19 protein-coding genes and 1 pseudogene are annotated in these 24,840 nt (G+C 71.8%); 15 read left to right on the forward strand and 5 right to left on the reverse strand.

Going from position 1 to position 24,840, the window contains the following annotated elements:
* The first annotated feature begins 341 nt into the window (after positions 1-341).
* Together serA and ACFVWY_RS16800 are read left to right on the forward strand one after the other, a co-directional pair.
* Positions 342-1,934 carry a phosphoglycerate dehydrogenase gene (gene serA, locus ACFVWY_RS16795; RefSeq protein WP_389872491.1) on the forward strand — a complete coding sequence of 531 codons (1,593 nt, stop codon included), beginning with the start codon at positions 342-344 and terminating at the stop codon, positions 1,932-1,934.
* Positions 1,935-2,011: 77 nt separating this feature from the next.
* A complete protein-coding gene (locus ACFVWY_RS16800; protein ID WP_389872492.1) occupies positions 2,012-2,668 on the forward strand; it encodes a TetR/AcrR family transcriptional regulator in 657 nt (218 codons plus the stop codon).
* Here ACFVWY_RS16800 and ACFVWY_RS16805 read toward each other — a convergent pair.
* The gene (locus tag ACFVWY_RS16805; protein ID WP_389872494.1) at positions 2,640-3,785 is read right to left on the reverse strand and encodes a PucR family transcriptional regulator; all 1,146 of its coding nucleotides are present in this window, start codon (positions 3,783-3,785) and stop codon (positions 2,640-2,642) included. The genes ACFVWY_RS16800 and ACFVWY_RS16805 overlap by 29 nt on opposite strands.
* Before the next feature lie 179 nt (positions 3,786-3,964).
* On the opposite strand from ACFVWY_RS16805, the gene ACFVWY_RS16810 reads away from it, so the two are divergent.
* Complete coding sequence (locus ACFVWY_RS16810; protein WP_389872497.1) at positions 3,965-4,891, forward strand: proline dehydrogenase family protein; 927 nt, start codon at positions 3,965-3,967, stop codon at positions 4,889-4,891.
* A 48-nt stretch (positions 4,892-4,939) separates the two neighbouring features.
* Positions 4,940-6,571, forward strand: coding sequence for an L-glutamate gamma-semialdehyde dehydrogenase (gene pruA / locus ACFVWY_RS16815; protein ID WP_389872499.1), 1,632 nt, complete (start codon positions 4,940-4,942; stop codon positions 6,569-6,571).
* A 117-nt stretch (positions 6,572-6,688) separates the two neighbouring features.
* Here pruA and ACFVWY_RS16820 read toward each other — a convergent pair whose 3' ends face one another.
* On the reverse strand, positions 6,689-7,408 hold the full coding sequence (locus tag ACFVWY_RS16820) for a nitroreductase family protein (RefSeq protein WP_389872500.1): 720 nt from the start codon (positions 7,406-7,408) through the stop codon (positions 6,689-6,691).
* A 491-nt stretch (positions 7,409-7,899) separates the two neighbouring features.
* Here ACFVWY_RS16820 and ACFVWY_RS16825 point away from each other — a divergent pair, with 491 nt between their 5' ends.
* Complete coding sequence (locus ACFVWY_RS16825) at positions 7,900-8,028, forward strand: hypothetical protein (RefSeq protein ID WP_268246630.1); 129 nt, start codon at positions 7,900-7,902, stop codon at positions 8,026-8,028.
* A 69-nt stretch (positions 8,029-8,097) separates the two neighbouring features.
* Here the strand turns inward: ACFVWY_RS16825 and ACFVWY_RS16830 are convergent.
* A pseudogene (locus ACFVWY_RS16830) lies at positions 8,098-8,713 on the reverse strand (metallophosphoesterase family protein); the annotation flags it as partial.
* Between the two features lie 143 nt (positions 8,714-8,856).
* Here ACFVWY_RS16830 and ACFVWY_RS16835 point away from each other — a divergent pair.
* The 8 genes from ACFVWY_RS16835 to cimA all read left to right on the forward strand — a co-directional run bounded on the left by ACFVWY_RS16835 (position 8,857) and on the right by cimA (position 18,797).
* Complete coding sequence (locus tag ACFVWY_RS16835; RefSeq protein ID WP_389872502.1) at positions 8,857-9,897, forward strand: 3-isopropylmalate dehydrogenase; 1,041 nt, start codon at positions 8,857-8,859, stop codon at positions 9,895-9,897.
* 238 nt (positions 9,898-10,135) lie between these two features.
* Positions 10,136-11,224, forward strand: coding sequence for a branched-chain amino acid aminotransferase (locus ACFVWY_RS16840; RefSeq protein ID WP_389872505.1), 1,089 nt, complete (start codon positions 10,136-10,138; stop codon positions 11,222-11,224).
* A 191-nt stretch (positions 11,225-11,415) separates the two neighbouring features.
* The gene (ureA, locus tag ACFVWY_RS16845; RefSeq protein WP_389872507.1) at positions 11,416-12,096 is read left to right on the forward strand and encodes an urease subunit gamma; all 681 of its coding nucleotides are present in this window, start codon (positions 11,416-11,418) and stop codon (positions 12,094-12,096) included.
* Complete coding sequence (locus tag ACFVWY_RS16850; RefSeq protein WP_389872509.1) at positions 12,093-13,781, forward strand: urease subunit alpha; 1,689 nt, start codon at positions 12,093-12,095, stop codon at positions 13,779-13,781. Before ureA ends, ACFVWY_RS16850 begins: the two co-directional genes overlap by 4 nt.
* A 56-nt stretch (positions 13,782-13,837) precedes the next feature.
* Positions 13,838-14,839 carry an agmatine/peptidylarginine deiminase gene (locus tag ACFVWY_RS16855; protein ID WP_389872886.1) on the forward strand — a complete coding sequence of 334 codons (1,002 nt, stop codon included), beginning with the start codon at positions 13,838-13,840 and terminating at the stop codon, positions 14,837-14,839.
* 4 nt (positions 14,840-14,843) lie between these two features.
* Positions 14,844-15,449, forward strand: a complete 606-nt coding sequence (locus ACFVWY_RS16860; protein WP_389872511.1) for a TetR/AcrR family transcriptional regulator — start codon at positions 14,844-14,846, stop codon at positions 15,447-15,449.
* Between the two features lie 125 nt (positions 15,450-15,574).
* On the forward strand, positions 15,575-16,909 hold the full coding sequence (locus ACFVWY_RS16865) for an MFS transporter (RefSeq protein ID WP_389872514.1): 1,335 nt from the start codon (positions 15,575-15,577) through the stop codon (positions 16,907-16,909).
* A 280-nt stretch (positions 16,910-17,189) separates the two neighbouring features.
* A complete protein-coding gene (gene cimA / locus ACFVWY_RS16870) occupies positions 17,190-18,797 on the forward strand; it encodes a citramalate synthase (protein WP_389872516.1) in 1,608 nt (535 codons plus the stop codon).
* A 52-nt stretch (positions 18,798-18,849) separates the two neighbouring features.
* Here the strand turns inward: cimA and ACFVWY_RS16875 are convergent, their stop codons facing one another.
* Positions 18,850-19,764, reverse strand: coding sequence for a GNAT family N-acetyltransferase (locus tag ACFVWY_RS16875; protein ID WP_389872517.1), 915 nt, complete (start codon positions 19,762-19,764; stop codon positions 18,850-18,852).
* 626 nt (positions 19,765-20,390) lie between these two features.
* Here ACFVWY_RS16875 and ACFVWY_RS16880 point away from each other — a divergent pair.
* Positions 20,391-23,012 (forward strand): SpoIIE family protein phosphatase, encoded by a 2,622-nt coding sequence (locus ACFVWY_RS16880; RefSeq protein WP_389872888.1) that lies wholly within the window; start codon positions 20,391-20,393, stop codon positions 23,010-23,012.
* Between the two features lie 91 nt (positions 23,013-23,103).
* Entirely contained in the window at positions 23,104-24,087 is a 984-nt protein-coding gene (locus ACFVWY_RS16885) for an NAD(P)/FAD-dependent oxidoreductase (RefSeq protein WP_389872519.1), read from the forward strand.
* A 118-nt stretch (positions 24,088-24,205) separates the two neighbouring features.
* Here the strand turns inward: ACFVWY_RS16885 and ACFVWY_RS16890 are convergent, their stop codons facing one another.
* Positions 24,206-24,820 (reverse strand): YceI family protein, encoded by a 615-nt coding sequence (locus ACFVWY_RS16890; RefSeq protein ID WP_389872521.1) that lies wholly within the window; start codon positions 24,818-24,820, stop codon positions 24,206-24,208.
* Positions 24,821-24,840: the final 20 nt, after the last annotated feature.

Below are 24,840 nucleotides of genomic sequence, written 5' to 3' on the forward strand. Positions count from 1 at the left end.
GACCACCTCCTGGAGACCACCGGCCGCGAGCTGCGCAAGCTCATGAGCTGGGTCAACGACGAGGACGCGTAGCACCGGCGCCCCGGGGCGGGCCCACACACCCGCCCCGGGGCGTTCCCCTTTTCACCGCTGGACGTCGCGGCGTCGTACGTGTGTACAAGTCGTCCACCCCCGTGTGGGTGATCCTGCCAACGGGGCGCAATATGCGCCCTGGTGCATGACTACACTGCTCCACACATACACGCGTCAGGCCCACAGTGTCGTGCGTCTTCCACGCGGCAAGCCCCTCCACGCCTGCGGCCGTCGGGACGGCCGTCCGCACTGGACCTGTGAGGACCCACGTGAGCTCGAAACCTGTCGTACTCATCGCCGAAGAGCTGTCGCCCGCCACGGTGGACGCGCTGGGACCGGATTTCGACATCCGGCACTGCAACGGCGCGGACCGCGCCGAGCTCCTCCCCGCGATCGCCGAGGTCGACGCCATCCTGGTGCGCTCGGCGACCAAGGTCGACGCCGAGGCCATCGCCGCCGCCAAGAAGCTGAAGGTCGTCGCCCGCGCCGGCGTCGGCCTCGACAACGTCGACGTCTCCGCCGCCACCAAGGCCGGCGTGATGGTCGTCAACGCCCCGACCTCCAACATCGTCACCGCCGCCGAGCTGGCCTGCGGTCTGCTGGTCGCCACCGCGCGCAACATCCCGCAGGCCAACACCGCGCTCAAGAACGGCGAGTGGAAGCGGTCGAAGTACACCGGTGTCGAGCTGAGCGAGAAGACCCTCGGCGTCGTCGGCCTCGGCCGCATCGGTGTCCTGGTCGCCCAGCGCATGTCGGCCTTCGGCATGAAGATCGTCGCGTACGACCCCTATGTGCAGCCCGCGCGTGCCGCGCAGATGGGTGTCAAGCTCCTCACGCTCGACGAGCTGCTGGAGGTCGCCGACTTCATCACCGTGCACCTGCCCAAGACGCCCGAGACGATCGGTCTGATCGGCGACGACGCGCTGCACAAGGTGAAGCCCTCGGTGCGTATCGTCAACGCCGCCCGCGGCGGCATCGTCGACGAGGCGGCGCTCGCCTCCGCCCTCAAGGAGGGCCGGGTCGCCGGTGCCGGTCTCGACGTGTACGCGAAGGAGCCCTGCACGGACTCCCCGCTGTTCGAGTTCGACCAGGTCGTCTGCACCCCGCACCTCGGCGCCTCCACGGACGAGGCCCAGGAGAAGGCGGGCATCGCGGTCGCCAGGTCCGTGCGCCTCGCCCTCGCCGGTGAGCTGGTGCCGGACGCGGTCAACGTCCAGGGCGGCGTGATCGCCGAGGACGTACGGCCGGGGCTGCCGCTCGCCGAGAAGCTCGGCCGCATCTTCACCGCCCTCGCGGGCGAGGTCGCGGTCCGCCTCGACGTCGAGGTCTACGGCGAGATCACCCAGCACGATGTCAAGGTGCTCGAACTCTCCGCGCTCAAGGGCGTCTTCGAGGACGTGGTCGACGAGACCGTGTCCTATGTGAACGCCCCGCTCTTCGCGCAGGAGCGCGGTGTCGAGGTCCGCCTCACCACCAGCTCCGAGTCGCCCGAGCACCGCAATGTGGTCACCGTCCGCGGCACGCTCTCGGGCGGCGAGGAGATCTCGGTCTCCGGCACGCTGGCCGGTCCCAAGCACCTCCAGAAGATCGTCGCCGTCGGCGAGTACGACGTGGACCTGGCACTGGCCGACCACATGGTCGTGCTGCGCTACGAGGACCGCCCCGGTGTCGTCGGCACCGTCGGCCGCATCCTCGGCGAGGCCGGACTGAACATCGCGGGCATGCAGGTCTCCCGGACCGGCGCGGGCGGCGAGGCGCTGGTCGTCCTCACCGTCGACGACGATGTCCCGGCCGCGGTGCTCGCCGAGATCTCCACGGAGATCGGCGCGGCCTCGGCCCGCACGGTGAACCTCACCTACTGACCGGCGCTGCCTGTCGCGTACCCGGAATCTAGACGTACGTCTTACACGTCCGTCTGGGTGCCGGGTACGCTGCTGTCATGGGACACCGTGAGGATCTGCTCGAAGGCGCCAAGCGCTGCCTGCTGGAGAAGGGGTACGCCCGGACGACGGCGCGGGACATCGTGGCCGCCTCCGGCACCAACCTCGCCTCCATCGGCTACCACTACGGCTCCAAGGAGGCACTGCTCAACCTCGCCTTCCTCAGGGTGACGGAGGAGTGGGGCGATCTGCTCACCGAGCCGGTGGAGGGGAGCGCGGCCGACGGCGGGCCCCGGGCGCCGCTCGACCAGTTCCGTGACAGCTGGCAGCGGGTGATCGCCAGCTACCCCGAGACCCGGTCCGTCTGGCAGCTCCAGATGGAAGTCGTCTCCCGGCTGGAGAAGGACCCCGAGCTGCGCAAGGCCCTGCTGGGCCCGCAGAACGCGGGGCGGGCCGGGCTCGCCGAGAACATGCTGGGCATCGACCCGGAGAAGGACCCCGAGCGGTCGCGAGTGGCCGGGCTGTTCTCCCAGGCGCTGCTCATCGGCGTGATGGTCCAGTGGATGATGGACGAGGAGTCCGCCCCGTCCGCCCAGGACCTGGCGGACGGTCTGAAGGTCGTGCTGGAGGGCCGGGCGGACCAGGAGTGCTCCGCACCCGACCCCCGTGAGGGCCGGCCCCGCCGGATCAGACCCGGCCCAGCCGGGCGCTCTTGAGGGCCATGTGCAGCAGCAGCCGGTCCTCGCCGTCGTTCAGGTCGAGGCCGGTGAGCTGCTGGATGCGGGAGAGGCGGTAGTAGAGCGTCTGGCGGTGGACACCGAGCGCGGCGGCCGTCCGGGACGCCTGGCCCGCACAGTCGAGGAACACCTCGGCGGTGTGGGCCAGATCCTTGTGCGCCGGAGTGAGCAGGGCGCGTACCGCGGGGTCCGCGCCGGTCTGCGCGGGAAGAGTGGTCAGCAGCCGGTACGGTCCGATCGCCGACCACTCGACGACCTCGCCGAAGCGGTCCTCGGCGGTGGCGGCGCGGGCGGCGGCCGCCGCCTCGTGCCAGGCCGCGGCCAGCTCCGTCAGACCCCGCCGGGGCACCGCGAGCCCGGCGGTGGCGGGCCGCCCGGCGACCGCGCGCAGCCGGTCCGCGGCGGCGAACGCCGGGTCGAGCACCCCGGAGGAGCGCAGCCGCACCAGCGCGGCCAGCGAGGGCAGCGGGCCCGGCCCGGCGACCGGGGCGAGCGCCGCCGCCGACGGCACCGTACGGACCGACGGCGGATCGTGCGGCCACGGAGTCACGCAGACCACCGTGTGCAGCCCCTGCGCGTCCGGGCCGAGCGACTCGGCGAGCGCGGCCACCGCCATGTCGCGCTGCCAGCCCCGGCCAGCGGCCAGCACCGCGCCGAACTCCCGCGACGGATCGCTGCCCGCCCGCTCCTCCTCGGCCAGCAGCGCGCCGATCCGGGCCGCCACCTCCATCGCCGCGGTCAGCTGCTCGTCGGTCGGCCCGGGGTGCGCGTCCAGCAGCCATACGTAACCGAGCACCGCGCCCCGATGACGTACCGGGAGGCAGATCCGGTCCCGGAAGACACCGGCTTCCGGGGCGGCGGGGATGCGGACGGGGCCGGTCGCGCGGGTGATGCCGAAGCCCTCGAACCAGGTGCGGACGGCCGGGGTGGAGCGGCGGGTCAGGATCGAGCGGGTGCGGACCGGGTCCATCGCGCTGTCGTCGTCGCTGTCGTGGGCACCGAAGGCGACCAGGCCGAAATCCCGGTTCTCCAGCGTCGCGGGGGCGCCGAGCAGCCCGGAGATCTCGTCGACCAGCTCCTGGTAATCGCCCTTCACCCGGCCATTCTCGCACCCCTTCAGACATATGTCTGAGAACAGGGGAGCGGATGCGTGACAGCTGTCGATGGCACAGGATCGGAGCGATCCTTAGATTTCACGGTGGTTCTCCGTGCTGTACCGGTCTGTTCCCCCACGTCCGGTATGGCCTTCGTCCGTACTTTCCGTGGAGGTGCCCCGTGCTGGCTCCCGTGATTCTCGCCGCGTCCCGCAGCGACAAGATGCGCCGTTTCATCTCGGCCGCACCCGGCACCAAGCAGGTCGTCGACCGGTTCATCGCCGGTGAGACCGTCGACCATGTCGTGCCCGTCATCGAGGACGCCGCCGCCAAGGGCCTCGAAGTCACCCTCGACGTGGTCGGCGAGGACATCACCACCCCCGAGCAGGCCGGCGACGCCCGCGACGCCTACCTCGAACTGATCGAGCGCCTCAAGGGCCTGGGCCTGGGCACCAAGGCCGAGATGTCCGTGAAGCTCTCCATGTTCGGCCAGTCGCTGGACGGGGGCCACGAGCTGGCGCTCGCCAATGTCCGGCCGGTCGTCGAGGCCGCCGCCGCGATCGGCACCACGGTCACCCTGGACGCCGAGGACCACACCACCCTCGACTCGATGTTCGCCATCCACGAGGAGCTGCGGAAGGACTTCCCGCAGACCGGCTGTGTGATCCAGGCGTACCTGTTCCGGACCGAGGACGACGCCCGCCGCCTGGCCGCCGCGGGCAGCCGCGTGCGCATCGTGAAGGGCGCCTACAAGGAGCCCGCCTCCGTCGCGTACCTGGACAAGGCCGAGATCGACAAGGCGTACGTCCGGATCCTGCGCATCCTCATGGAGGGCGAGGGCTACCCGATGATCGGCTCGCACGACCCGCGCCTCATCGCCATCGCCCAGGAGCTGGGCCGCCGGGCCGGGCGCAAACTGGATGAGTACGAGTTCCAGATGCTTTACGGCATCCGCAGTGAGGAGCACCTGCGGCTTGCGGCCGAGGGCCACCGGATGCGCGTCTACACGGCGTACGGCACCGACTGGTACGGCTACTTCATGCGCCGTCTCGCGGAGAAGCCGGCGAACCTGCTGTTCTTCGGCCGCTCCATCCTGACCAAGGGCTGAGCCCTCCCCCTTCCCCTTCACCTCTCTACCCAAGGAGCAACGGAACTCATGGACGCTGTGACCCAGGTCCCCGCGCCGGTCAACGAGCCGGTCCACTCCTACGCCCCGGGCTCCCCGGAGCGTGCCCGCCTGGAGGAGAAGCTCAAGGAGCTGAGCCAGAACCCGATCGAGCTGCCGATGACCATCGGCGGCGAGAAGCGGATGGGCGGCGGCGACCGTTTCGACGTCGTGCAGCCGCACAACCACAAGGCCGTCATAGGTACGTACGCCAACGCCACGCAGCAGGACGCCAAGGACGCGGTCGACGCCGCGCTGGCCGCCGCTCCGGCCTGGCGCGCGATGTCCTTCGACGACCGCGCCGCGATCATCCTGCGCGCCGCCGAGCTGCTGTCCGGCCCGTGGCGCGAGACGCTGGCCGCGTCCACCATGCTCGGCCAGTCGAAGACGGCCCAGCAGGCCGAGATCGACACCCCCTGCGAGCTCGTCGACTTCTGGCGCTTCAACGTGCACTACGCGCGCCAGATCCTGGCCGAGCAGCCGCCCGCCAACTCGACGGGCGTGTGGAACCGCATGGACCACCGCCCGCTGGAGGGCTTCGTCTACGCGATCACGCCGTTCAACTTCACGGCCATCGCGGGCAACCTGCCCACCGCCCCCGCCCTCATGGGCAACGTCGTGGTGTGGAAGCCGTCCCCGACCCAGACCCACTCCGCGGTGCTGCTGATGCAGCTGCTGGAGGAGGCCGGTCTGCCCAAGGGCGTCATCAACCTGGTGACCGGCGACGGCCTCGCCGTCTCCGAGGTCGCGCTGAACCACCGCGACCTGGCCGGTATCCACTTCACCGGCTCGACCCCCACCTTCCAGCACCTGTGGAAGACGGTCGGCAACAACATCGCCAACTACCGCACCTACCCGCGGCTCGTCGGCGAGACCGGTGGCAAGGACTTCGTCGTCGCCCACCCGTCGGCCGACCACGCCGTCCTGAAGACCGCGCTGACCCGCGGCTCCTTCGAGTTCCAGGGCCAGAAGTGCTCGGCCTCCTCCCGGGCGTACATCCCGGCCTCCATCTGGAACTCCGGTTTCAAGGAGGCCTTCGCCGCCGAGGTCGACTCCATCACCATGGGCGACGTCACCGACCTGTCGAACTTCATCGGTGCCGTCATCGACGAGCGCTCGTTCGCCAAGAACAAGGCCGCGATCGACCGTGCCACGGCCGACCCGAGCTGCACGATCGTCGCGGGCGGCACGTACGACGACTCGGTGGGCTACTTCGTCCGCCCGACCGTCGTCGAGTGCACCGACCCGGCCAACGAGGTCTTCACCACCGAGTACTTCGGCCCGATCCTCGCCGTGCACGTCTACGAGGACGAGAAGTACGACGAGATGCTGGAGCAGATGGAGTCGGTCTCCGACTACGCGCTGACCGGCTCCGTCATCGCGAACGACCGCGCCGCCGCCGCGTACACGATGGAGAAGCTGCGGTACGCCGCGGGCAACTTCTACATCAACGACAAGTCGACCGGTGCCGTCGTCGGCCAGCAGCCCTTCGGCGGCGGCCGTGCCTCGGGCACCAACGACAAGGCGGGCGCCCCGCAGAACCTCCAGCGCTGGACCCTGACCCGGGCCATCAAGGAGACCCTGGTGCCGCCGACCGACTACACCTACCCCCACCAGGGCTGACACCCCGCGGGGCGCCTCACCCCCGGCGCCCCGCCCATGAACTCCGCCTCCCGCCCGGTTCCCCTGCCGGCCGGGAGGCGGCTTCCATTTCCGGGCCCCGTACGTCCCTCCCGGCCCTCAGATCTCCACGAGCACCTGGTCGAGCGACTTGCGTATCAGGCCGGGCACCTCGCAGTCGTCGGCCGGATAGCCGACCGGGATCACCGCGAACGCCTTCTCGTTCTCCGGACGGCCCAGCACCTCGCGCAGGAACCGCATCGGGCTCGGCGTGTGGACCAGCGCCGCCAGGCCCGACTGGTGCAGGGCCGTCAGCAGCATGCCGACCGCGATACCGACCGACTCGTCGACGTAGTAGTGCTTGTGCCGGGTGCCGTCCTCCCCGACCCAGTACCGCTGCTGGAACACCACGAGCAGCGCCGGGGCGTCCGTCATATGGGCCTTGACCGCGTCCGTGCCCAGCGGGCGCAGCGCCGCCAGCCACTCCTCGCCGAGCCTGCCGTCGTAACTGAGCCGCTCCTCGTGCTCCGCCGCCTCCCGGATACGCCGGCGCACCTCCGGGTCCTTGACCAGGACGAAGGTCCACGGCTGCTGGTGGGCGCCGGACGGCGCGGTCGCGGCACAGGCGACCGCGTCCCGCACGGCCTGCTCGGGCACGGGGTCGGCGGAGAACCGGCGTACGGTCCTGCGCTCGTCCATCCGCTGCCGCAGCCGGGCGGCGGTGGTGAGCGATTCCTCGGCCGCCATCCGCTCGGGGCGGTAGGGGACCGGCTGGTAGGAGGCGCCGTGGATGGGCGTCCACTGCGTGGATGCGGCTGTGGTGGCCGTGGTGTCGGACATGGCGGCAGTGTGGCGGATCACGGCTGGTCCGGACCAGGGGGCGGCCGGACGCGTGCGGGGACGTGCGCGGGGTGCCTGAGGGCCGGGATGGTGCCGGGAACATGGCGCGGGGCGTGGATTGCCGGGTTTCTGCCGGTCAACTGCCGCCTGGGTGGCGCGCGTCCTCGGCACCCCGTCCGACCAGGGACGATGCCTGGAATTCCGGGTGCTCGTCCGGCCGGTTGCGGGGTCGGGGCCCACACCGCCGTCTCAGATAGTAGGAAGTCCGAGTAACTGTGGAGACAGACCGGCTCGGCTGCCCTAGTTTTGTAGAAGCCGAACGTCACGCTCGATCCAGCGACTGGCGGTCGTGAGTGCGCGCCTCACGCAGGTAACCCCTGCGGTGCCGCTCCCCGCCCTTCCGGCGCCTCGAAATCCTGATCTCGAAATCACTTTCACGATCTTCGGTCTTCGATCTCGAAATCCCCGTGATCTCAAGGAGTCGATCCACCATGGTCCAGACGACCGTCCGCCGTGTCCGCCGTTCCCACCGCCCGACCGAGTCGGAGCGCCGCAATGCCGCCGCCGCCCTCCAGCGCGCCCTGGACCGCAGGGACAACGGCGGCTCCACCGGCCACTGAGACCGGCCGGATCAGCCCGGTCCGGCCGCTCTTCCGGTCCGGCCGGTCTCCCGGTCCGGTGCCTCGGGCCCTGCCCGTCTCGAAGTGGTCGATGCGCTCGCCCGGCTCGGCGGGCGCCGTCCCTCTCATCCGGACGTGCCGTCCGGGCTCGGCCGTCACGGCCGGGAACGAGAAGCCGGTGGAGCGCACCCGGGACCGCTCCACGGTCTCGGCGGCCTTCCAGCCGCCCTCGGCCGATGGGTACGTGTCCACGCTCTCCCGGTCGGCCACGTGCCCCTCGTAACTGTCCGGGACCGGGGAGTCGTACAAGTGCCCTGCCCGCGCCGCCCGCGGTGACGTACACGCTGCCGTCCCGGGCCGGGTCGGTGCGGTCGCCGGTCGGCGCCGTGCGCCGGACGGCGTTTCCCGGGATCGTGCCGGTGCGCTCGCAGACGTGGTGGTGGCCGTTGACGACCAGGTCCACCCGGTGCTTCTCGAAGAGCGGCACCCAGGCGTCGCGCCCCCCGCCGTCGGAGGCGTGCGCGTTGGCCGTCGAGAAGGCGCGGTGGTGGAAGAAGGCCACGATGAAGTCGATGTCGTGGCGGGCCCGCGGCTCGCCCAGGCGCCGGTCCAGCCAGCGGGTCTGGCCCCCGTCACTGATCCCGAAGCCGGCCGGGATCTCGTACGGGACGTCATGGGCGTCCAGCGGGGGAGGGTCATGGACCAGAACGTCCACCCCTGGTCCGGCGGCGTACCGCCGAATACGTGAGCGGTACACACATGGCTCTCCACGTGTCCGCATGATGGACGTTACGTGTCATGGGATGGGACGGGCAGTAGGGTGCGGGCATGTCTCGCAGCATCAATCTCGCAGTGATCCCCGGTGACGGTATCGGCCAGGAGGTCGTGGCCCAGGGCCTGAAGGTCCTCCGCGCTGTTCTCCCGCAGGACGTGAAGCTGGAGACCAAGGAGTACGACCTTGGCGCCCGGCGCTGGCACCGCACCGGTGAAACCCTTCCGGACGCGGACCTCGAAGCCCTCAAGGGCCACGACGCCATCCTGCTCGGCGCGATCGGCGACCCCTCCGTGCCGTCCGGCGTCCTGGAGCGCGGGCTCCTGCTGAAGCTGCGGTTCGCCTTCGACCACTTCATCAACCTGCGGCCGTCCAGGCTGTTCGCGAACACCGCGACTCCGCTGGCCGGGCGCCCGGACATCGACTTCGTCGTCGTCCGCGAGGGCACCGAGGGCCCGTACACCGGCAACGGCGGCTCGCTGCGCACCGGCACGCCCGCCGAGGTCGCCACCGAGGTCAGCGTGAACACGGCGTACGGCGTCGAGCGGGTCGTCCGCGACGCCTTCGAGCGGGCCAGCGCCCGGCCGCGCAAGAAGCTCACGCTGGTGCACAAGAACAACGTGCTGGTGTACGCGGGCCACCTCTGGAAGAACACCTTCGACCGGATCGCGGCCGAATACCCCGAGGTCACCACCGACTATCTGCACGTGGACGCCGCGACGATCTTCTTCGTCACCCAGCCGGAGCGCTTCGACGTCATCGTCACCGACAACCTCTTCGGTGACATCCTCACCGACCTCGCCGCCGCCGTGACCGGCGGCATCGGCCTGGCCGCCTCCGGGAACATCAACCCGACGGGCGCCTTCCCGTCGATGTTCGAGCCCGTCCACGGCTCCGCGCCCGACATCGCGGGCCAGGGCAAGGCCGACCCGACCGCCACGGTCCTCTCCGTCGCCCTCCTGCTGCGCCACCTCGGCCACGAGTCCGAGGCGTCGCGCATCGAGGACGCCGTCTGCGCCGACCTCGCGGAGCGCGACGGCGCGAGCCGTACGACCGAACAGATCGGCGACGCGCTCGCGGTACGCGCAGCGGGCTGACCCGACGACTCCGCTTCGAAGCCGCCGGGTAGCAGCCGCACCCGGCGGCTTCACCTGTGCGGCCCCGGGTGCCACCATCGACCACTGGACCGCATTCACACGTTTCACACACGGCCCCTCGGGAGCGATAATCGAACGGGGCCGTGGCTCGAACGGAAGCTCGGACGTCCTGGTGCCTGCTTGGCGGGAGCGGCGTGAGCGCGGTCCACCCCATACAACCGGTGAAGGACACGCACTCATGACGACGCCCACGATCGAGCTCAAGCCCTCCTCGAAGCCCCTGTCCGACGCGGAGCGCGAGGCCAGCATGGTCAACCCCGGCTTCGGCCGCCGCTTCACCGACCACATGGTGACGATCCGCTGGACCGAGGGACGCGGCTGGCACGACGGCCAGCTCGTCCCCTACGGCCCGCTCTCGCTCGACCCGGCCACCACGGTGTTCCACTACGCCCAGGAGATCTTCGAGGGCCTGAAGGCGTACCGCCGCCCCGACGGCAGCGTCGCCACCTTCCGGCCCGAGGCCAACGCCAAGCGCTTCCAGGCCTCCGCCCGCCGTCTGGCCATGCCGGAGCTGCCCGTGGAGACCTTCATCGAGGCCTGCGACACGCTGGTCCGGCAGGACAAGGCGTGGGTGCCCGCGCACGGCGGCGAGGAGTCCCTCTACCTGCGCCCCTTCATGATCGCGACCGAGGTCGGCCTCGGGGTGAAGCCCGCCAACGAGTACCTGTTCGCGGTGATCGCCTCGCCCGCGGGCGCCTACTTCCCCGGCGGTGTGAAGCCGGTCTCCATCTGGCTCTCGGAGGACCGGGTGCGCGCCGTCCCCGGCGGCATGGGCGACGCCAAGACCGGCGGCAACTACGCCGCGTCGCTGCTCGCCCAGGCCGAGGCCGCCGAGAAGGGCTGCGACCAGGTCGCCTACCTCGACGCGATCGAGCACAAGTGGGTCGAGGAGCTCGGCGGGATGAACCTGTACTTCGTGTACGGGGACAAGATCGTCACCCCGGCCCTGACCGGCTCGCTGCTCGCCGGTGTCACCCGCGACTCGCTGCTCCAGGTCGCCCGTGACCTCGGCTACGAGTCCGAGGAGGGCCGCGTCTCCATCGACCAGTGGCGCGAGGACAGCGCGAAGGGCGGCCTCCTGGAGGTCTTCGCCTGCGGCACCGCCGCGGTCATCACCCCCGTCGGCACCGTCAAGTGCGCGAGCGGCGAATGGGTCCAGGGCGACGGCACGCCCGGCGAGGTCACGATGAAGCTGCGCGAGCGCCTGCTCGACATCCAGCGCGGCGTCGTCGAGGACACGCACGGCTGGATGCACCCCCTGGGCTGAGCCCCCGTGGACCCGGGGCGCGGCCCCGGAGCACGTACGCGCGAAAGCCGCGCCAGGCACGTCGCCGGCGCGGCTTTCGCGCGCCCGGCGAAGGGTCCGCCCCCCCGCTTCCGGAGCGGGGTCTCCCGCCTCTTTTAGAGCACTGCTCTAACCTTCGGTTAGAGTGGCACTCTAACCGAGAGGTGGGACACATGCGACTGACTCCGACGGAACGGGACCGGCTGCTGCTGTTCAGCGCCGCCGAACTGGCCCGCGCCCGCCGCGCCCGGGGGCTCCGGCTCAACGTCCCCGAGGCCACCGCCCTGATCGCGGACACCGTCTGCGAAGCCGCCCGGGACGGGCTCCGGCTGGCCGGGGCCATCGAGGCGGCCCGGTCCGTGCTCGGCCCCGACGACGTACTTCCGGGCGTCGCCGACGTCGTCACCGAGGTCCATGTGGAGGCCGTCTTCGACGACGGTTCACGGCTCGCCGTGGTGCCCCGGCCGCTGGGTGACGGGCTCGGCGACGAGGCCCCCGGAGCCGTACTCCCCGGGCCCGCCGCACCCGAGCCGGAGCCCGCGGTGCGGCTGACCGTCCGCAACACCGCGACCGTGCCGGTCTCGGTGACCTCGCACTTCCACTTCTTCGAGGCCAACCCCCGGCTCGACTTCGCCCGCGCGGACGCCTACGGGATGCGGCTCTGCGTCCCCGCCGGGTCCTCCGTGCGGTTCGGGCCGGGCGAGAGCGTCGAGGTGGGGCTCGTGCCCATCGGCGGCGGCCGGATCGCGATCGGCTTCGCCGGGCTGGTGGACGGGCCGCTCGACGCGCCCGGCGCACGCGAGGAGGCCCTGCGGCGCGCCGCGGCCTGTGGATACCTGGGAGCCGGACGATGAGCATCGACCCGTACGAGTACGCCTCCGTGCACGGCCCGCGGGCCGGGGACCGGGTCAGGCTCGGTGACTCCGGGCTGACCGTCCGCGTCGAGTCCGACGCGCAGGCGTACGGCGAGGAGTTCCTCGCGGGCTTCGGCAAGACCGCCCGCGACGGGCTCCACCTCAAGGCCGCCGCGGTCCGCGACACCTGCGACGTCGTCATCAGCAACGTCCTGGTCATCGATGCCGTGCAGGGCATCCGCAAGGTGTCCATCGGCATCCGCGAGGGCCGGATCGCGGCGATCGGCCGGGCGGGCAACCCGGACACCCTCGACGGTGTCGACGTGGTCGTCGGCACCGGCACCACCATCGTCTCCGGCGAGGGCATGATCGCCACGGCGGGCGCCGTCGACACCCATGTCCACCTGCTCTCGCCGCGGATCATGGAGGCCTCGCTCGCCTCCGGGGTCACCACGATCATCGGCCAGGAGTTCGGCCCGGTCTGGGGCGTCGGTGTCAACTCGCCGTGGGCGCTGCGCCACGCCTTCAACGCCTTCGACGCCTGGCCGGTCAACATCGGCTTCCTGGGCCGGGGTTCGTCCTCCCGTCCGGCTCCGCTGGTCGAGGCGCTCGCGGAGGGCGGGGCCTGCGGCTTCAAGGTCCACGAGGACATGGGCGCCCACACCCGCGCCCTGGACACCGCGCTGCGGGTCGCCGAGGAGCACGACGTCCAGGTCGCCCTGCACAGCGACGGGCTGAACGAGTGCCTGTCGGTCGAGGACACGCTGCGCGTCCTGGAAGGCCGTACGATCCACGCCTTCCACATCGAGGGCTGCGGCGGCGGGCACGTCCCCAACGTCCTGAAGATGGCGGGCGTGGCGAACGTCATCGGCTCGTCCACCAACCCCACGCTGCCCTTCGGCCGGGACGCGGTCGCCGAGCACTACGGGATGATCGTCTCCGTACACGACCTCAAGACCGACCTGCCGGGCGACGCCGCCATGGCCCGTGACCGCATCCGCGCCGGGACGATGGGCGCCGAGGACGTGCTGCACGACCTGGGCGCCATCGGGATCACCTCCTCCGACGCGCAGGGCATGGGCCGGGCCGGGGAGACGGTGCGCCGCACCTTCGCGATGGCCGGGAAGATGAAGGCGGAGCTGGGCCCCATGGAGGGCGACGGCCCCGGTGACGACAACGCCCGGGTCCTGCGGTACATCGCCAAGCTCACCATCAACCCCGCCATCGCCCACGGCCTCGCGCACGAGGTCGGCTCCATCGAGAGCGGCAAGCTCGCCGACATCGTGCTGTGGCGGCCCGAGTTCTTCGGCGCGAAGCCGCAGCTGGTGCTGAAGGCCGGATTTCCCGCGTACGGGGTCACCGGCGACCCCAACGCCGCCACCGACACCTGCGAACCCCTGGTCCTCGGACCGCAGTTCGGAGCACACGGGGCCACCGCCGCCGACCTCTCGGTGGCCTTCGTCTCGCAGGCGGCGGCCCAGCTCGGCGCCGACGAGATGCCCACCCGGCGCCGCCGCGTCGGCGTGCGCGGCACCCGCGGCATCGGCCCCGGCGACCTGATCCACAACTCCCGCACGGGACAGGTCGCCGTGGACGCCCGCAGCGGTCTGGTCACCCTGGACGGTGACCCGCTGCGCTCCGAGCCCGCCGACTCCGTCTCCCTCAACCGCCTCTACTTCCTCTGACGCCTTCTCCGACCCTTCTCCCGAGACCTCCGCAAGGACCCGCAGTGACCTTCCGCATGCCCCCCGAGTGGGCCCCGCACGAACGCACCTGGATGGCCTGGCCCGGCCCCAACCCCACCTTCGAGTCCGGGGCCGAACTGGCCGCGGCCCGGGACGCCTGGGCCACCGTCGCCCGTGCCGTACGCCGCTTCGAGCCGGTCACCATGATCGTCGGCCCCGGCCAGGAGGACGGCGCCCGCGCGCTCCTCGGCCCGGACGTGGAGATCGCCGTACGCCCCCTCGACGACGCCTGGATGCGGGACATCGGCCCCACCTTCGTCACCGACGGAAGTGAACTGGCCGCTGTGGACTGGACGTTCAATGGCTGGGGCGCCCAGGGCTGGGCCCGCTGGGAGCACGACCGGCACATCGCCCGCGCCGTCGCCGAGCTCGCCGGCGTCCCCGTGCGCAGCTCCCGGCTGGTCAACGAGGGCGGCGCGATCCACGTGGACGGCGAGGGCACCGTCCTGCTCACCGAGACCGTCCAGCTCGGCAAGGAACGCAACCCCGACTGGACCCGCGAGCAGGTCGAGTCCGAGATCCACGCCCGGCTCGGCACCGAGAAGGCGATCTGGCTGCCGCGCGGACTCTCCGGTGACTACGGCACGTACGGCACCCTCGGGCACGTCGACATCGTCGCCGCCTTCGTCCGCCCCGGCACCGTCGTCGCCCACGTCCAGCCGGACCCGGCCCACCCCGACCACGAGATCACCCGGGAGACCGTGCGCATCCTGCGCGAGGCCACCGACGCCCGGGGCCGCGCACTGAACGTCGTCGAGGTCCCGGCGCCCACCGTGCTCACGGCGGACGGCGAGTGGGCCGACTACTCCTACATCAACCACTACCTCTGCAACGGCGGCGTGGTGCTCTGCGCCTTCGACGACCCGCGCGACCAGCAGGCGGCCGCTCTTTTCGGTGAACTCTTCCCCGACCGCACGGTCACCCTCGTCGACGCGCGTACGATCTTCGCCGGCGGTGGAGGTATCCACTGCATCACCCAGCAGCAGCCGAAGGTCTGAAACCGTGCCCCCCGCGCCCCGCCGCCGCAACACCGCCCCGCCCCGTGAGGAACTGCTGGCCGCCGCCATGGCGACCATCGCCGAGCGGGGGCTCGACGGCCTCACCATGGCCGGGCTCGGCCGCGAGGTCCGGATGAGCAGCGGGCACCTCCTCTACTACTTCCGGACCAAGGACGAGCTGCTGCTCCAGACCCTGGAGTGGAGCGAGGAACGGCTCGGCGCGCGGCGGCGTGCCCTCCTGTCGGGACCGGGGAGCGCCCGCGAACACCTCGACGGGTACGTCGGCCTGTACCTCCCCGACGGCCCCGGCGACCCGCACTGGACGCTCTGGCTGGAGGTGTGGAACCGCTCGCGCAACGCGGACGACGACGCGCGCGCCCGCCAGGCCGCCATCGAGGACGCCTGGCACCGCGACCTGGCGGAGCTGCTGGCGCGGGGCACGGCGGCGGGGGAGTTCCGCCCGGTCGACGCCGGGGGCTTCGCGGCCCGGCTGCGCGCCCTGCTCGACGGCTTCAGCGTGCATGTCGCGGTCGGCCTCCCCGGCACCGGGCGCGCCCAGGCCCTCGCCCGGGTGGGGGAGTTCGTCGGGGATTCGCTGCTGGCCCGGTAGCGGCCGGGCACCGCCCCGGCCGGTCCTCTGCCGCGCCGCTGTGAACGGAACGCACGTAAGTACGTGTGATCGTTGCGCCGCGCGCTCTTGTTCCCCTCCCGGTGGTTCGGGCACGGTGACGGACCATGGGACGAGAGCAGTGGAAGAAAATCTGGGTCGGTTCGGCCGGCAACATGGTCGAGTGGTTCGACTGGTTCGTGTACGCGACCTTCGCGGTCTACTTCGCGGATTCGTTCTTCCCCGAAGGCAATGAGACCGCCAATCTCATGAACACCATGGGCATCTTCGCCGTGGGCTTCTTCATGCGGCCGGTCGGCGGCTGGCTGCTCGGCCGGATCGGCGACCGCCGGGGCCGCAAGGCGGCGCTCACCCTCACCGTCACCCTCATGTCGGCCTCCGCGATCCTCATCGCCGCCGCCCCGACGTACGACGTCGCGGGGTACGGCGGCGTCGCCGTCCTGCTGGTCGCCCGGCTGCTCCAGGGCCTCTCGGTGGGCGGAGAGTACGCGGCCAGCGCCACCTACCTCACCGAGGCCTCCGCCCCGCAGCGGCGCGGCTTCGCCTCCAGCTTCCAGTACGTCTCCATGACCGCCGGGCAGCTCGTCGGCCTGGGCCTCCAGATCGTCCTGCAGCGCAACATGTCCGAGGCGGCCCTGCACAGCTGGGGCTGGCGCATCCCGTTCGTCATCGGCGCGCTCGGTGCCGCGATCGTCTTCTACCTGCGCCGCAACATGCTGGAGACCGAGGTCTACGCGGAGTCCGGCGCCGCCGGACAGCAGGACCGGGGCACCCTCAAGGCGCTGTGGCGGCACAAGCGCGAGGCGTTCCTGGTGATGGCGCTGACCATGGGCGGCACCGTGGCGTACTACACGTACACCACGTACCTCACCAAGTTCCTCTCCAAGAGCGCGGGCATGGAGAAGTCCACCGCCTCGCTCGTCAGCTTCTGCGCCCTGTTCGTCTTCATGTGCATCCAGCCGCTGGCCGGGATGGTCTCCGACCGCATCGGCCGCCGTCCGCTGCTCATCACCTTCGCGGTCGGCTCCACCTTCCTGACCGTGCCGATCATGACGATGCTCAGGCACGCGGGCACCTTCTGGCCCGCCTTCGGGCTGGCGCTGCTCGCCCTGGTCGTCGTCACCGGCTACACCTCGATCAACGCCTGTGTGAAGGCCGAGCTCTTCCCGACCAGCATCCGCGCCCTGGGCGTCGCCCTTCCGTACGCCCTGGCCAACGCCCTCTTCGGCGGCACCGCCGAGTACGTGGCGCTCTGGTTCAAGCAGGCGGGCATCGAGTCCGGCTTCTACTGGTACGTGGCGGGCTGCGCGGCGGTCTCCCTGGTCGTCTACCTGACGATGCGGGAGACCCGCGACATCGATCTGGGCCGGATCGGTGCCAGGGAAGCGGAGCGGGGCGCCGCGGAGCGGCCCGGGGCGTCCAGCGTCACGCCCGCATCCTGAGACGGGGCGGGGCACGGCCGCGGCCTTGTGCAAGACTGCGTCCGTGCCCTCGTTCGCCATGATTATCGGCAGCAGGCGCGCCGGTCCGCAGTGATCGTCCCGCACCACCTCGTGCGGCACGGCCACCGTGCCCCAGACCCGCGCGCAGACCTCTCGCACCCGCGAGGGGTTTTTTCGTTTTCCGGCCCTCACTCCGGCCGGGGCGAGACGCACACGGGATGATGGGGGCAAGTGGAACCAGATCGTCCGGATCCGCTCATCCGACAGGAGTCAGACCAGCATGACCACCAAGGCCAACGCCACCGACGACAGTTTCCACGTCTTCGACACCACGCTGCGCGACGGGGCCCAGCGTGAGGGCATCAACCTGACGGTCGCGGACAAGCTCACCATCGCCCGGCACCTGGACGACTTCGGAGTGGGCTTCATCGAGGGCGGCTGGCCCGGCGCCAACCCCCGCGACACCGAGTTCTTCGCCCGTGCCCGGCAGGAGATCGAGTTCAAGAACGCCCAACTGGTCGCCTTCGGCGCGACCCGCCGGGCCGGTGCCAAGGCCGCCGAGGACCCGCAGGTCAAGGCGCTGCTGGCATCCGGCGCCCCGGTGATCACCCTGGTCGCCAAATCGCACGACCGCCATGTCGAACTCGCGCTGCGCACCACCCTCGAGGAGAACCTGGAGATGATCGTCGACACCGTCTCCTACCTCCGCGGCCAGGGCCGCCGGGTCTTCGTGGACTGCGAGCACTTCTTCGACGGCTACCGCGCAAACCCCGAGTACGCCAAGGCCGTTGTCCGCGCCGCCTCCGAGTCGGGCGCCGACGTCGTCATCCTCTGCGACACCAACGGCGGCATGCTCCCCGCCCAGATCCAGGCCGTCGTCGCCACGGTGCTCGCCGACACCGGTGCCCGGCTCGGCATCCACGCCCAGGACGACACCGGCTGCGCGGTCGCCAACACCCTGGCCGCCGTCGACGCGGGCGCCACCCACGTCCAGTGCACCGCCAACGGCTACGGCGAACGGGTCGGCAACGCCAACCTCTTCCCCGTCGTCGCCGCCCTGGAGATCAAGTACGGCAGAACCGTGCTCCCCGAGGGCGCGCTCGCTGACATGACCCGCGTCTCGCACGCCATCGCCGAGGTCGTCAACCTGACCCCCTCCACCCACCAGCCCTACGTGGGTGTCTCGGCCTTCGCCCACAAGGCCGGGCTGCACGCCTCCGCGATCAAGGTCGACCCCGACCTCTACCAGCACATCGACCCCGCCCGGGTCGGCAACACCATGCGGATGCTGGTCTCCGACATGGCGGGCCGGGCCTCCATCGAACTCAAGGGCAAGGAACTCGGCTTCGACCTCAGCGGCGACCGCGAACTCGTCGGCCGGATCGTCGAGCGGGTCAAGCAACGCGAACTGCAGGGCTACACGTACGAAGCCGCCGACGCCTCCTTCGAACTGCTGCTGCGCGCCGAGGTGGAGGGCCGGGTGCGCCGCTACTTCCGTACCGAGTCCTGGCGGTCCATCATCGAGACCCGCCCCGACGGCACGCACGCCAACGAGGCGACGGTGAAGCTCTGGGCCAGGAGCGAGCGGATCGTCGCCACCGCCGAGGGCAACGGTCCGGTCAACGCCCTCGACCGCGCGCTCCGGGTCGCCCTGGAACGCATCTACCCGCAGCTCGCCAAGCTGGAGCTGATCGACTACAAGGTCCGCATCCTCGAAGGCCGCACCGGCACCGAGTCCACCACCCGCGTCCTCATCACCACCGGCGACGGCGAGGGTGAGTGGTCGACGGTCGGCGTCGCGGACAACGTCATCGCCGCCTCCTGGCGGGCGCTGGAGGACGCCTGCACCTACGGCCTGCTGCGGGCCGGGGTCGAGCCGACGGAGTGACCGCTCCGGACCGGCGGGCCCGCGACGGGTCCGCCGGCCCGGCACCGGGCGGTCAGCCGGAGGAGCGGGAGAGGGGGAGGGAGCGGTTCTCCTCGACGATCCGGTAGCCCGCACTCGTGTACAGGTTCATGGCGACCTCGTTGCCGCCCCACACGCTGAACATCAGCGCCGAGTCGCCGGACGCGAGCGTCGCCCGCTCGCCCGCCGCCATCGCCGCCCTGCCGAATCCCTTGCCGCGGTGCTCCTCCGCCATCCGCAGCCCGTAGCCGTACGTCACACCCGGCAGGTATCCGTGCTTCAGCCAGCCGGTGCCGACGGGCTCGCCGTTCGCCTCCAGCACGAGGAAGGTGTTGTCGGGGGTGTCCAGGCCCTCGGGGATCAGTTCCGCGAAGTCACGGTCGGACTTGCGCAGGGCCTCCTCGGCGCTCAGCGCGCCGGACCGGGTGATGTTGTCCGCGTAGGAGGCCTTCTCGGTGGCGAGCCACTCGGGGAAGTCGGCCGGAGTCATCGGCCGGGCGGCGAAGTCCTTGACGAGCTCCGGCGGGAAGTCGATCCGCCGCGCCCTGAGCTGGCCGCGGAGGCCGTAGGCGTCGAACAGGCCGTCGGCGGGCTCGGCGAGCCGTACGCGGATCACGGTCGCGCCGCGCTCCTCGCACCAGCGCTCGGCCCAGTCCAGGGCGGCCCGTTCATGGCCCCGGCCGGTGTGGGCCGCGTCGACGTGGAGGTCGCCGACGCGGCTGACGACCGCGCCGTTCTCCTCGGCGACGACCACGGCGGCATACCCCACCCGTGTTCCGGCGTCCATGATCCCGGCGACGGTCCAGGTGCATGCGGTGCGGCGGACGCCGTCGAGCATGTGTTCCGCGGCGGGTGCGTCGAGCCCGGACATCGTGTACGCGGCACGTGTCCGCCGCTCGAAGTCCTGCTGCCAGGCCGCGCTGTCGTCGAGGAGATCTAATTCCGTCATCCCGTCACCCTACCCAGAGTGTTGTTCAGGCCAAGGGTGATGAGGTTCCGGACGCGGGACGCTCCGTTCTCCGGACCCGGCCGAAGACGGGTCCGGACCCATCCCGGCGTGATGTACGGACGGCGGTGTTCCGGCGGGGCCAGCCCACGCCGCGACGGTGGTACCGGCTCCGGGGCCGGTACCGGACAACGGTTCCGCCCGCGCGTGTGAGGGGGCCAGGGGTGCTGGCCCCGTCGAAGCCGCCGTGACGGCCGCTGCCCCGGGGAGGGCGGCGGGCTTCGGCGACGGGCTCCTGCGGGGGAGCCCGGGAACACCCCGCCGCCTTCCCCGGGGCACCGGCGGCCGAGCCGCCGCTCCCCGGCGAGGGACCGGTGCCGGGCGCCAGCGAACCGGTACGGGTGACCGGAGCCGTTCGGCGCGGCACGGCCTCTCGGGCAGCCGCGATTCATGCTAGACCTGAACATATGGCTGATATCGGCCGATTCCGGGCGAAGCTGCGACGCTCCGTCCGGCGATCACGTCGGCACGATGAAGGACGCCCGGGGGCCTCCCCCGCGCCGACCGCCCGGGACACGGCGACCCGGTCCCCGGGCGGCGGCCTGCGCTCCCTGTTCAGCGTGCGCACCCTGGCGGGCCAGGTCTTCTGCTGCGTCCTCGGACTCGTGCTGCTGCTCGTCGCGGCGGGCGCGGTCGCGCTGGTCGTGCAGGGCCGCCGCGCCAGCATGTCCGACGCCCGGCAGCGCACCCTGAGTGTCGCCTCCGCCTTCGCCCACTCACCCGGCATGGTGCAGGCCCTGGACAGCGCGCACCCCACCGCGCAGCTCCAGCCCCGCGCCGAGCAGGTCCGCCGCCAGACCGAGGTGGCGTACGTCGTGGTGGCGAGTCCCGAGGGCGTGCGCTACACCCACCCCGATCCGGCGATGATCGGGCAGCGGATCGAGGGCCTCCCTCCGGACGCCCTGACCGGGTCCGGCTACACCCGTACCGTCGTCGTGAGCGGCGGCCCCGCGGTCAGCACGCTCGTGCCGGTGCGCCGGATCGACGGCTCGGTCGCCGGGCTGGTGTCCGTGGGCATCACCGTCGAGTCGGTGAACAGCCTGGCGGACCGCTCCCTGTTGCTGGCCGCCGCCGCCGCGGCGGTGGCCCTCGCGCTCACCACGGGCGGCGCGGCACTTCTCAGCCGCCGCCTGCGACGGCAGACCCACAACCTCGGCCCCGCCGAGATGACCCGGATGTACGAACACCACGACGCGGTCCTGCACGCGGTCCGCGAGGGCGTCCTCATCGTCGACGCCGACCGGCGGCTGACCCTGGCCAACGACGAGGCCCGCCGCCTGCTCGACCTGCCCCCGGACGCCGAGGGCAGACCGGTGGCGACGCTCGGGCTGGCCCCGGAGGCCGCGAAGCTCCTCGTCTCCGGCCGCACCGTCACCGACGAGGTGCTGCGGGCCGGGAACCGGCTGCTGGCCGTCAACCTCCGCCCGACCGACGCCCAGGGCGGTCCGCCCGGCACGGTGGTGACCCTGCGCGACACCACCGAACTCCGCGCGGTCACCGGACAGGCCGAACTCGCCACCGAACGGCTGCTGCTCCTGTACGAGGCCGGATCCCGCATCGGCACCACGCTCGACGTCACCCGCACCGCCCAGGAGCTGGCGGACGTGGCGACCCCCGGATTCGCCGACGCCACCACCGTCGACATCGCCGATCCCGTGCGCCGGGGCGACGAACCGGTCACCCCGCAGGGCGCCACCCTGGAGATGCGCCGCACCGTCGTCGCGTCCGTCACCGACGAGCACCCGCTGTACCCGGTCGGCCGCGTCGTGGGCTTCGTTCCCGCCCGGACCCGCGCCATGCGCGCCCACCGCGAGGACGCCGACCTGGCGGAGGAGTTCACCCGGCTGGGCCTGCGGAACTGGGACTCCGACGTGGCCGAACGGATCAAGGCCCACGGCTTCCACTCGATGCTGTCGGTGCCGCTGCACGCGCGCGGCACCGTCCTGGGCATGGTCAACTTCTGGCGCACGGGCGATTCGCGGCCCTTCGACGACGCCGACGTGTCCTTCGCCGAGGAGCTGGTCGCCCGCGCCGCCGTGGGGGTGGACAACGCCCGCCGCTACACCCGGGAGCACGCCCTCGCCGTGACGCTCCAGCGCAGTCTGCTGCCCCGCGGACTGCCCGAGCAGAGCGCCCTGGACGTCGCCTACCGCTATCTGCCCGCCTACGAGGGCGTCGGAGGCGACTGGTTCGACGTGATCCCGCTCTCCGGCGCCCGGGTGGCCCTGGTCGTCGGCGACGTGGTCGGGCACGGGCTGCACGCCGCGGCCACCATGGGGCGGCTGCGCACCAGCGTCCACAACTTCTCCTCGCTGGACCCGGCACCCGACGAACTGCTCTGGCACCTGGACGAGCTGGTTGCCCGGATCGACCGGGACGAGATCGCGGAGGGCGACGCCGAGATCGCCGGGGCCACCTGCCTCTACGCGATCTACGACGCGGTCAACGGCAACTGCACGGTGGCCCGCGCCGGTCATCCTGGCCCCGCGCTGGTCCTGCCCGACGGCACCGTCGAGTTTCCCGAGGTCCCCGCCGGGCTTCCGCTCGGCATCGGCGGCATGCCCTTCGAGGCCGCCGAGTTCCACGTACCCGAGGGGAGCCGTCTCGTGCTGTACACGGACGGACTCGTCGAGCGGCGCGGCCGGGACATCGACGTCGGCCTCGACCGGTTGCGCGAGGCGCTCGCCGGGCGCGACCGGACGCCGGAGGAGACCTGCGACGACGTGCTCGACGCCCTGCTCGGTGACCGGCCGGACGACGATGTCGCGCTGCTCGTGGCCCGCACCCGCACCCTCGACCCCGGGCAGGTGGCGCAGTGGCCCGTGGCCACCGACCCGGCGGCCGTCGCCGGGGTCCGCAAGAACGTCTCCCAGTGGCTCACCGACCGGGGACTGGAGGAAGAGGCCTTCGCCACCGAGCTGATCCTCAGCGAACTGGTCACCAACGCGGTCCGTTACGGCACCGCGCCCATCGCCGTACGCCTGCTCTACGACCGCAACCTCATCTGCGAGGTGTCCGACAGCAGCAGCACCGCCCCGCACCTGCGGTACGCGGCGAGCACCGACGAAGGCGGCCGGGGCCTGTTCCTGGTCGCCCAGTTCGCCGAACGCTGGGGCACCCGCTACACGGACACGGGCAAGGTCATCTGGTCGGAGCAGACGGTCGGCGAGACGGAGGGGACCACGCCGTAGCTCTGCCGTTTGCCGATACGGCAATCATTCTTGCCGAAAGTGCACCGCCTCGTGGACGCTCCCTGACGAAGGCGAGAGGGAGGAGCTCCTGATGAGCGGAACGACCGCACGCGGCGGCACGGACCGGCGCTACGACGTGGTGGTGATCGGCGGCGGTGCCGCCGGGCTGAGCGGGGCGGTGACCCTGGCCAGGGCGCGCCGTTCGGTGCTGGTGCTCGACGCGGGACAGCCGCGCAACGCCCCGGCCGCGCACATGCACGGATACCTGGGGCACGACGGGCTCCCGCCCGCACGGCTGGTGTCCACCGGCCGCGAGGAGGTGGCCCGGTACGGGGGCGAGGTCGTCGAGAGCGCCGTGGCCGCGGCGGAACGGCTGCCCGGCGACGAGGACTTCCGCGTCGTATGCGAGGACGGGACGGCCGTCGTGGCCCGCGCCCTCCTGGTGGCCACCGGCCTGGTCGACGAGGTGCCCGGGGTGCCGGGCGTGGCCGAGCGCTGGGGGCGCGAGGTGCTGCACTGTCCGTACTGTCACGGCTGGGAGGTCCGTTCCCGCCCGGTCGGCGTCCTGTCCACCGGCCCGCTGGCCGTGCACCAGGCGCTGATGTGGCGGCAGTGGGCCGAGGACGTCACGCTCTTCGGTCACACCGGGCCGGAGCCCGCCGAGGAGGAGTACGAACAGCTGGCGGCGCGCGGCATCGCCGTGGTCGACGGTGAGGTGACCGGCCTGGAGGTGGCGGACGACCGGCTCACCGGGGTGCGGCTGAGCGGCGGCCGGGTGGTGCCGTGCGGGGCGGTCGTGGTGCAGCCGCGGTCCGTCGCCCGTGCGGAGGCGCTCGCCGGTCTCGGCCTGTCCGTGACCGCGGTGACGGCGGGCGGCGCGTCGGCGGGGAGCTGCTTCGCCACCGGTCCGGCCGGGTCCACGCAGGTGCCCCGCGTCCGGGTGGCCGGAAACGCCGCTGACCCGAAGGCCCAGGTCATCGTGGCCGCGGCAGCCGGAATGCAGGCCGCCGCGGCGCTGAACGCGGACCTGATCGACGACGACGTACGCCGCGCGGTCGCCGCTCGCCGGGCCTGAGCGGGGCCCGGCGGCCGGTGACCGCGCGGTGAGGGGGTACGTGCCGGTCCGGGACGGCCCCGGCCCGGCGGGGAGCCGACGGGAGCGGGCCGACGGGGGATCCGGCGGGGGAGCGGCGTCAGGCCTGGGGCGCGGCGGCCTTGATCGCGGAGATGTCGAAGTTCAGCTTGACCTTGTCGCTGACCATCACGCCGCCGGTCTCCAGCGCCGCGTTCCAGGTCAGGCCCCACTCGGAGCGCAGGATGTTCGCGCTGCCCTCGAAGCCGACGCGCTCGTTGCCGTAGACGTCGGTGGCGGAGCCGTTGAACTCCAGGTCGATGGAGAGCGGACGCGTGACGTCCTTGATCGTCAGGTCACCCGTGACGCGGTACTGGTCGCCGCCGAGCTGCTCGGCGCGGGTCGAGCGGAACGTCATGAGCGGGAACTTCTCGGCGTCGAAGAAGTCGCCGCTGACCAGGTGGCCGTCGCGGTCGGCGATGCCGGTGTCGACGCTGGCGATCTTGACGTCGATGGACGCGGTGGAGTTCGCCGGGTCGGAACCGTCGAGCTTGAGGCTGCCCTCGTGCTCGCCGAAGGAGCCGCGCACGTTGGTCACCATGGCGTGGCGCACGGTGAAGCCGATGCTGCTGTGGGCCGGGTCGATCGTGTAGTCACCGGTGAGGGCGGCCAGGGCCGGGTCCACGGCGGCGGGGACGGCGGGGGTCTTGTCGTTCTTGCGGTTGAACAGAGCCATGGCTCCTCCTCGGGGGACGT

It is taken from the genome of Streptomyces sp. NPDC058195 (assembly GCF_042883525.1).
Lineage (GTDB): Bacteria > Actinomycetota > Actinomycetes > Streptomycetales > Streptomycetaceae > Streptomyces.

Excerpts from the sequence above, each read along its gene's own strand:
- ACFVWY_RS16800 (WP_389872492.1), top strand. The coding sequence starts at position 2,012 with ATGGGACACCGTGAGGATCTGCTCGAAGGCGCCAAGCGCTGCCTGCTG.
- pruA (WP_389872499.1), top strand. The coding sequence starts at position 4,940 with ATGGACGCTGTGACCCAGGTCCCCGCGCCGGTCAACGAGCCGGTCCAC.
- ACFVWY_RS16820 (WP_389872500.1), bottom strand. The coding sequence starts at position 7,408 with ATGTCCGACACCACGGCCACCACAGCCGCATCCACGCAGTGGACGCCC.
- ACFVWY_RS16825 (WP_268246630.1), top strand. The coding sequence starts at position 7,900 with ATGGTCCAGACGACCGTCCGCCGTGTCCGCCGTTCCCACCGCCCGACC.
- ACFVWY_RS16835 (WP_389872502.1), top strand. The coding sequence starts at position 8,857 with ATGTCTCGCAGCATCAATCTCGCAGTGATCCCCGGTGACGGTATCGGC.
- ACFVWY_RS16840 (WP_389872505.1), top strand. The coding sequence starts at position 10,136 with ATGACGACGCCCACGATCGAGCTCAAGCCCTCCTCGAAGCCCCTGTCC.
- ureA (WP_389872507.1), top strand. The coding sequence starts at position 11,416 with ATGCGACTGACTCCGACGGAACGGGACCGGCTGCTGCTGTTCAGCGCC.
- ACFVWY_RS16850 (WP_389872509.1), top strand. The coding sequence starts at position 12,093 with ATGAGCATCGACCCGTACGAGTACGCCTCCGTGCACGGCCCGCGGGCC.
- ACFVWY_RS16855 (WP_389872886.1), top strand. The coding sequence starts at position 13,838 with ATGCCCCCCGAGTGGGCCCCGCACGAACGCACCTGGATGGCCTGGCCC.
- ACFVWY_RS16865 (WP_389872514.1), top strand. The coding sequence starts at position 15,575 with ATGGGACGAGAGCAGTGGAAGAAAATCTGGGTCGGTTCGGCCGGCAAC.
- cimA (WP_389872516.1), top strand. The coding sequence starts at position 17,190 with ATGACCACCAAGGCCAACGCCACCGACGACAGTTTCCACGTCTTCGAC.
- ACFVWY_RS16875 (WP_389872517.1), bottom strand. The coding sequence starts at position 19,764 with ATGACGGAATTAGATCTCCTCGACGACAGCGCGGCCTGGCAGCAGGAC.
- ACFVWY_RS16885 (WP_389872519.1), top strand. The coding sequence starts at position 23,104 with ATGAGCGGAACGACCGCACGCGGCGGCACGGACCGGCGCTACGACGTG.
- ACFVWY_RS16890 (WP_389872521.1), bottom strand. The coding sequence starts at position 24,820 with ATGGCTCTGTTCAACCGCAAGAACGACAAGACCCCCGCCGTCCCCGCC.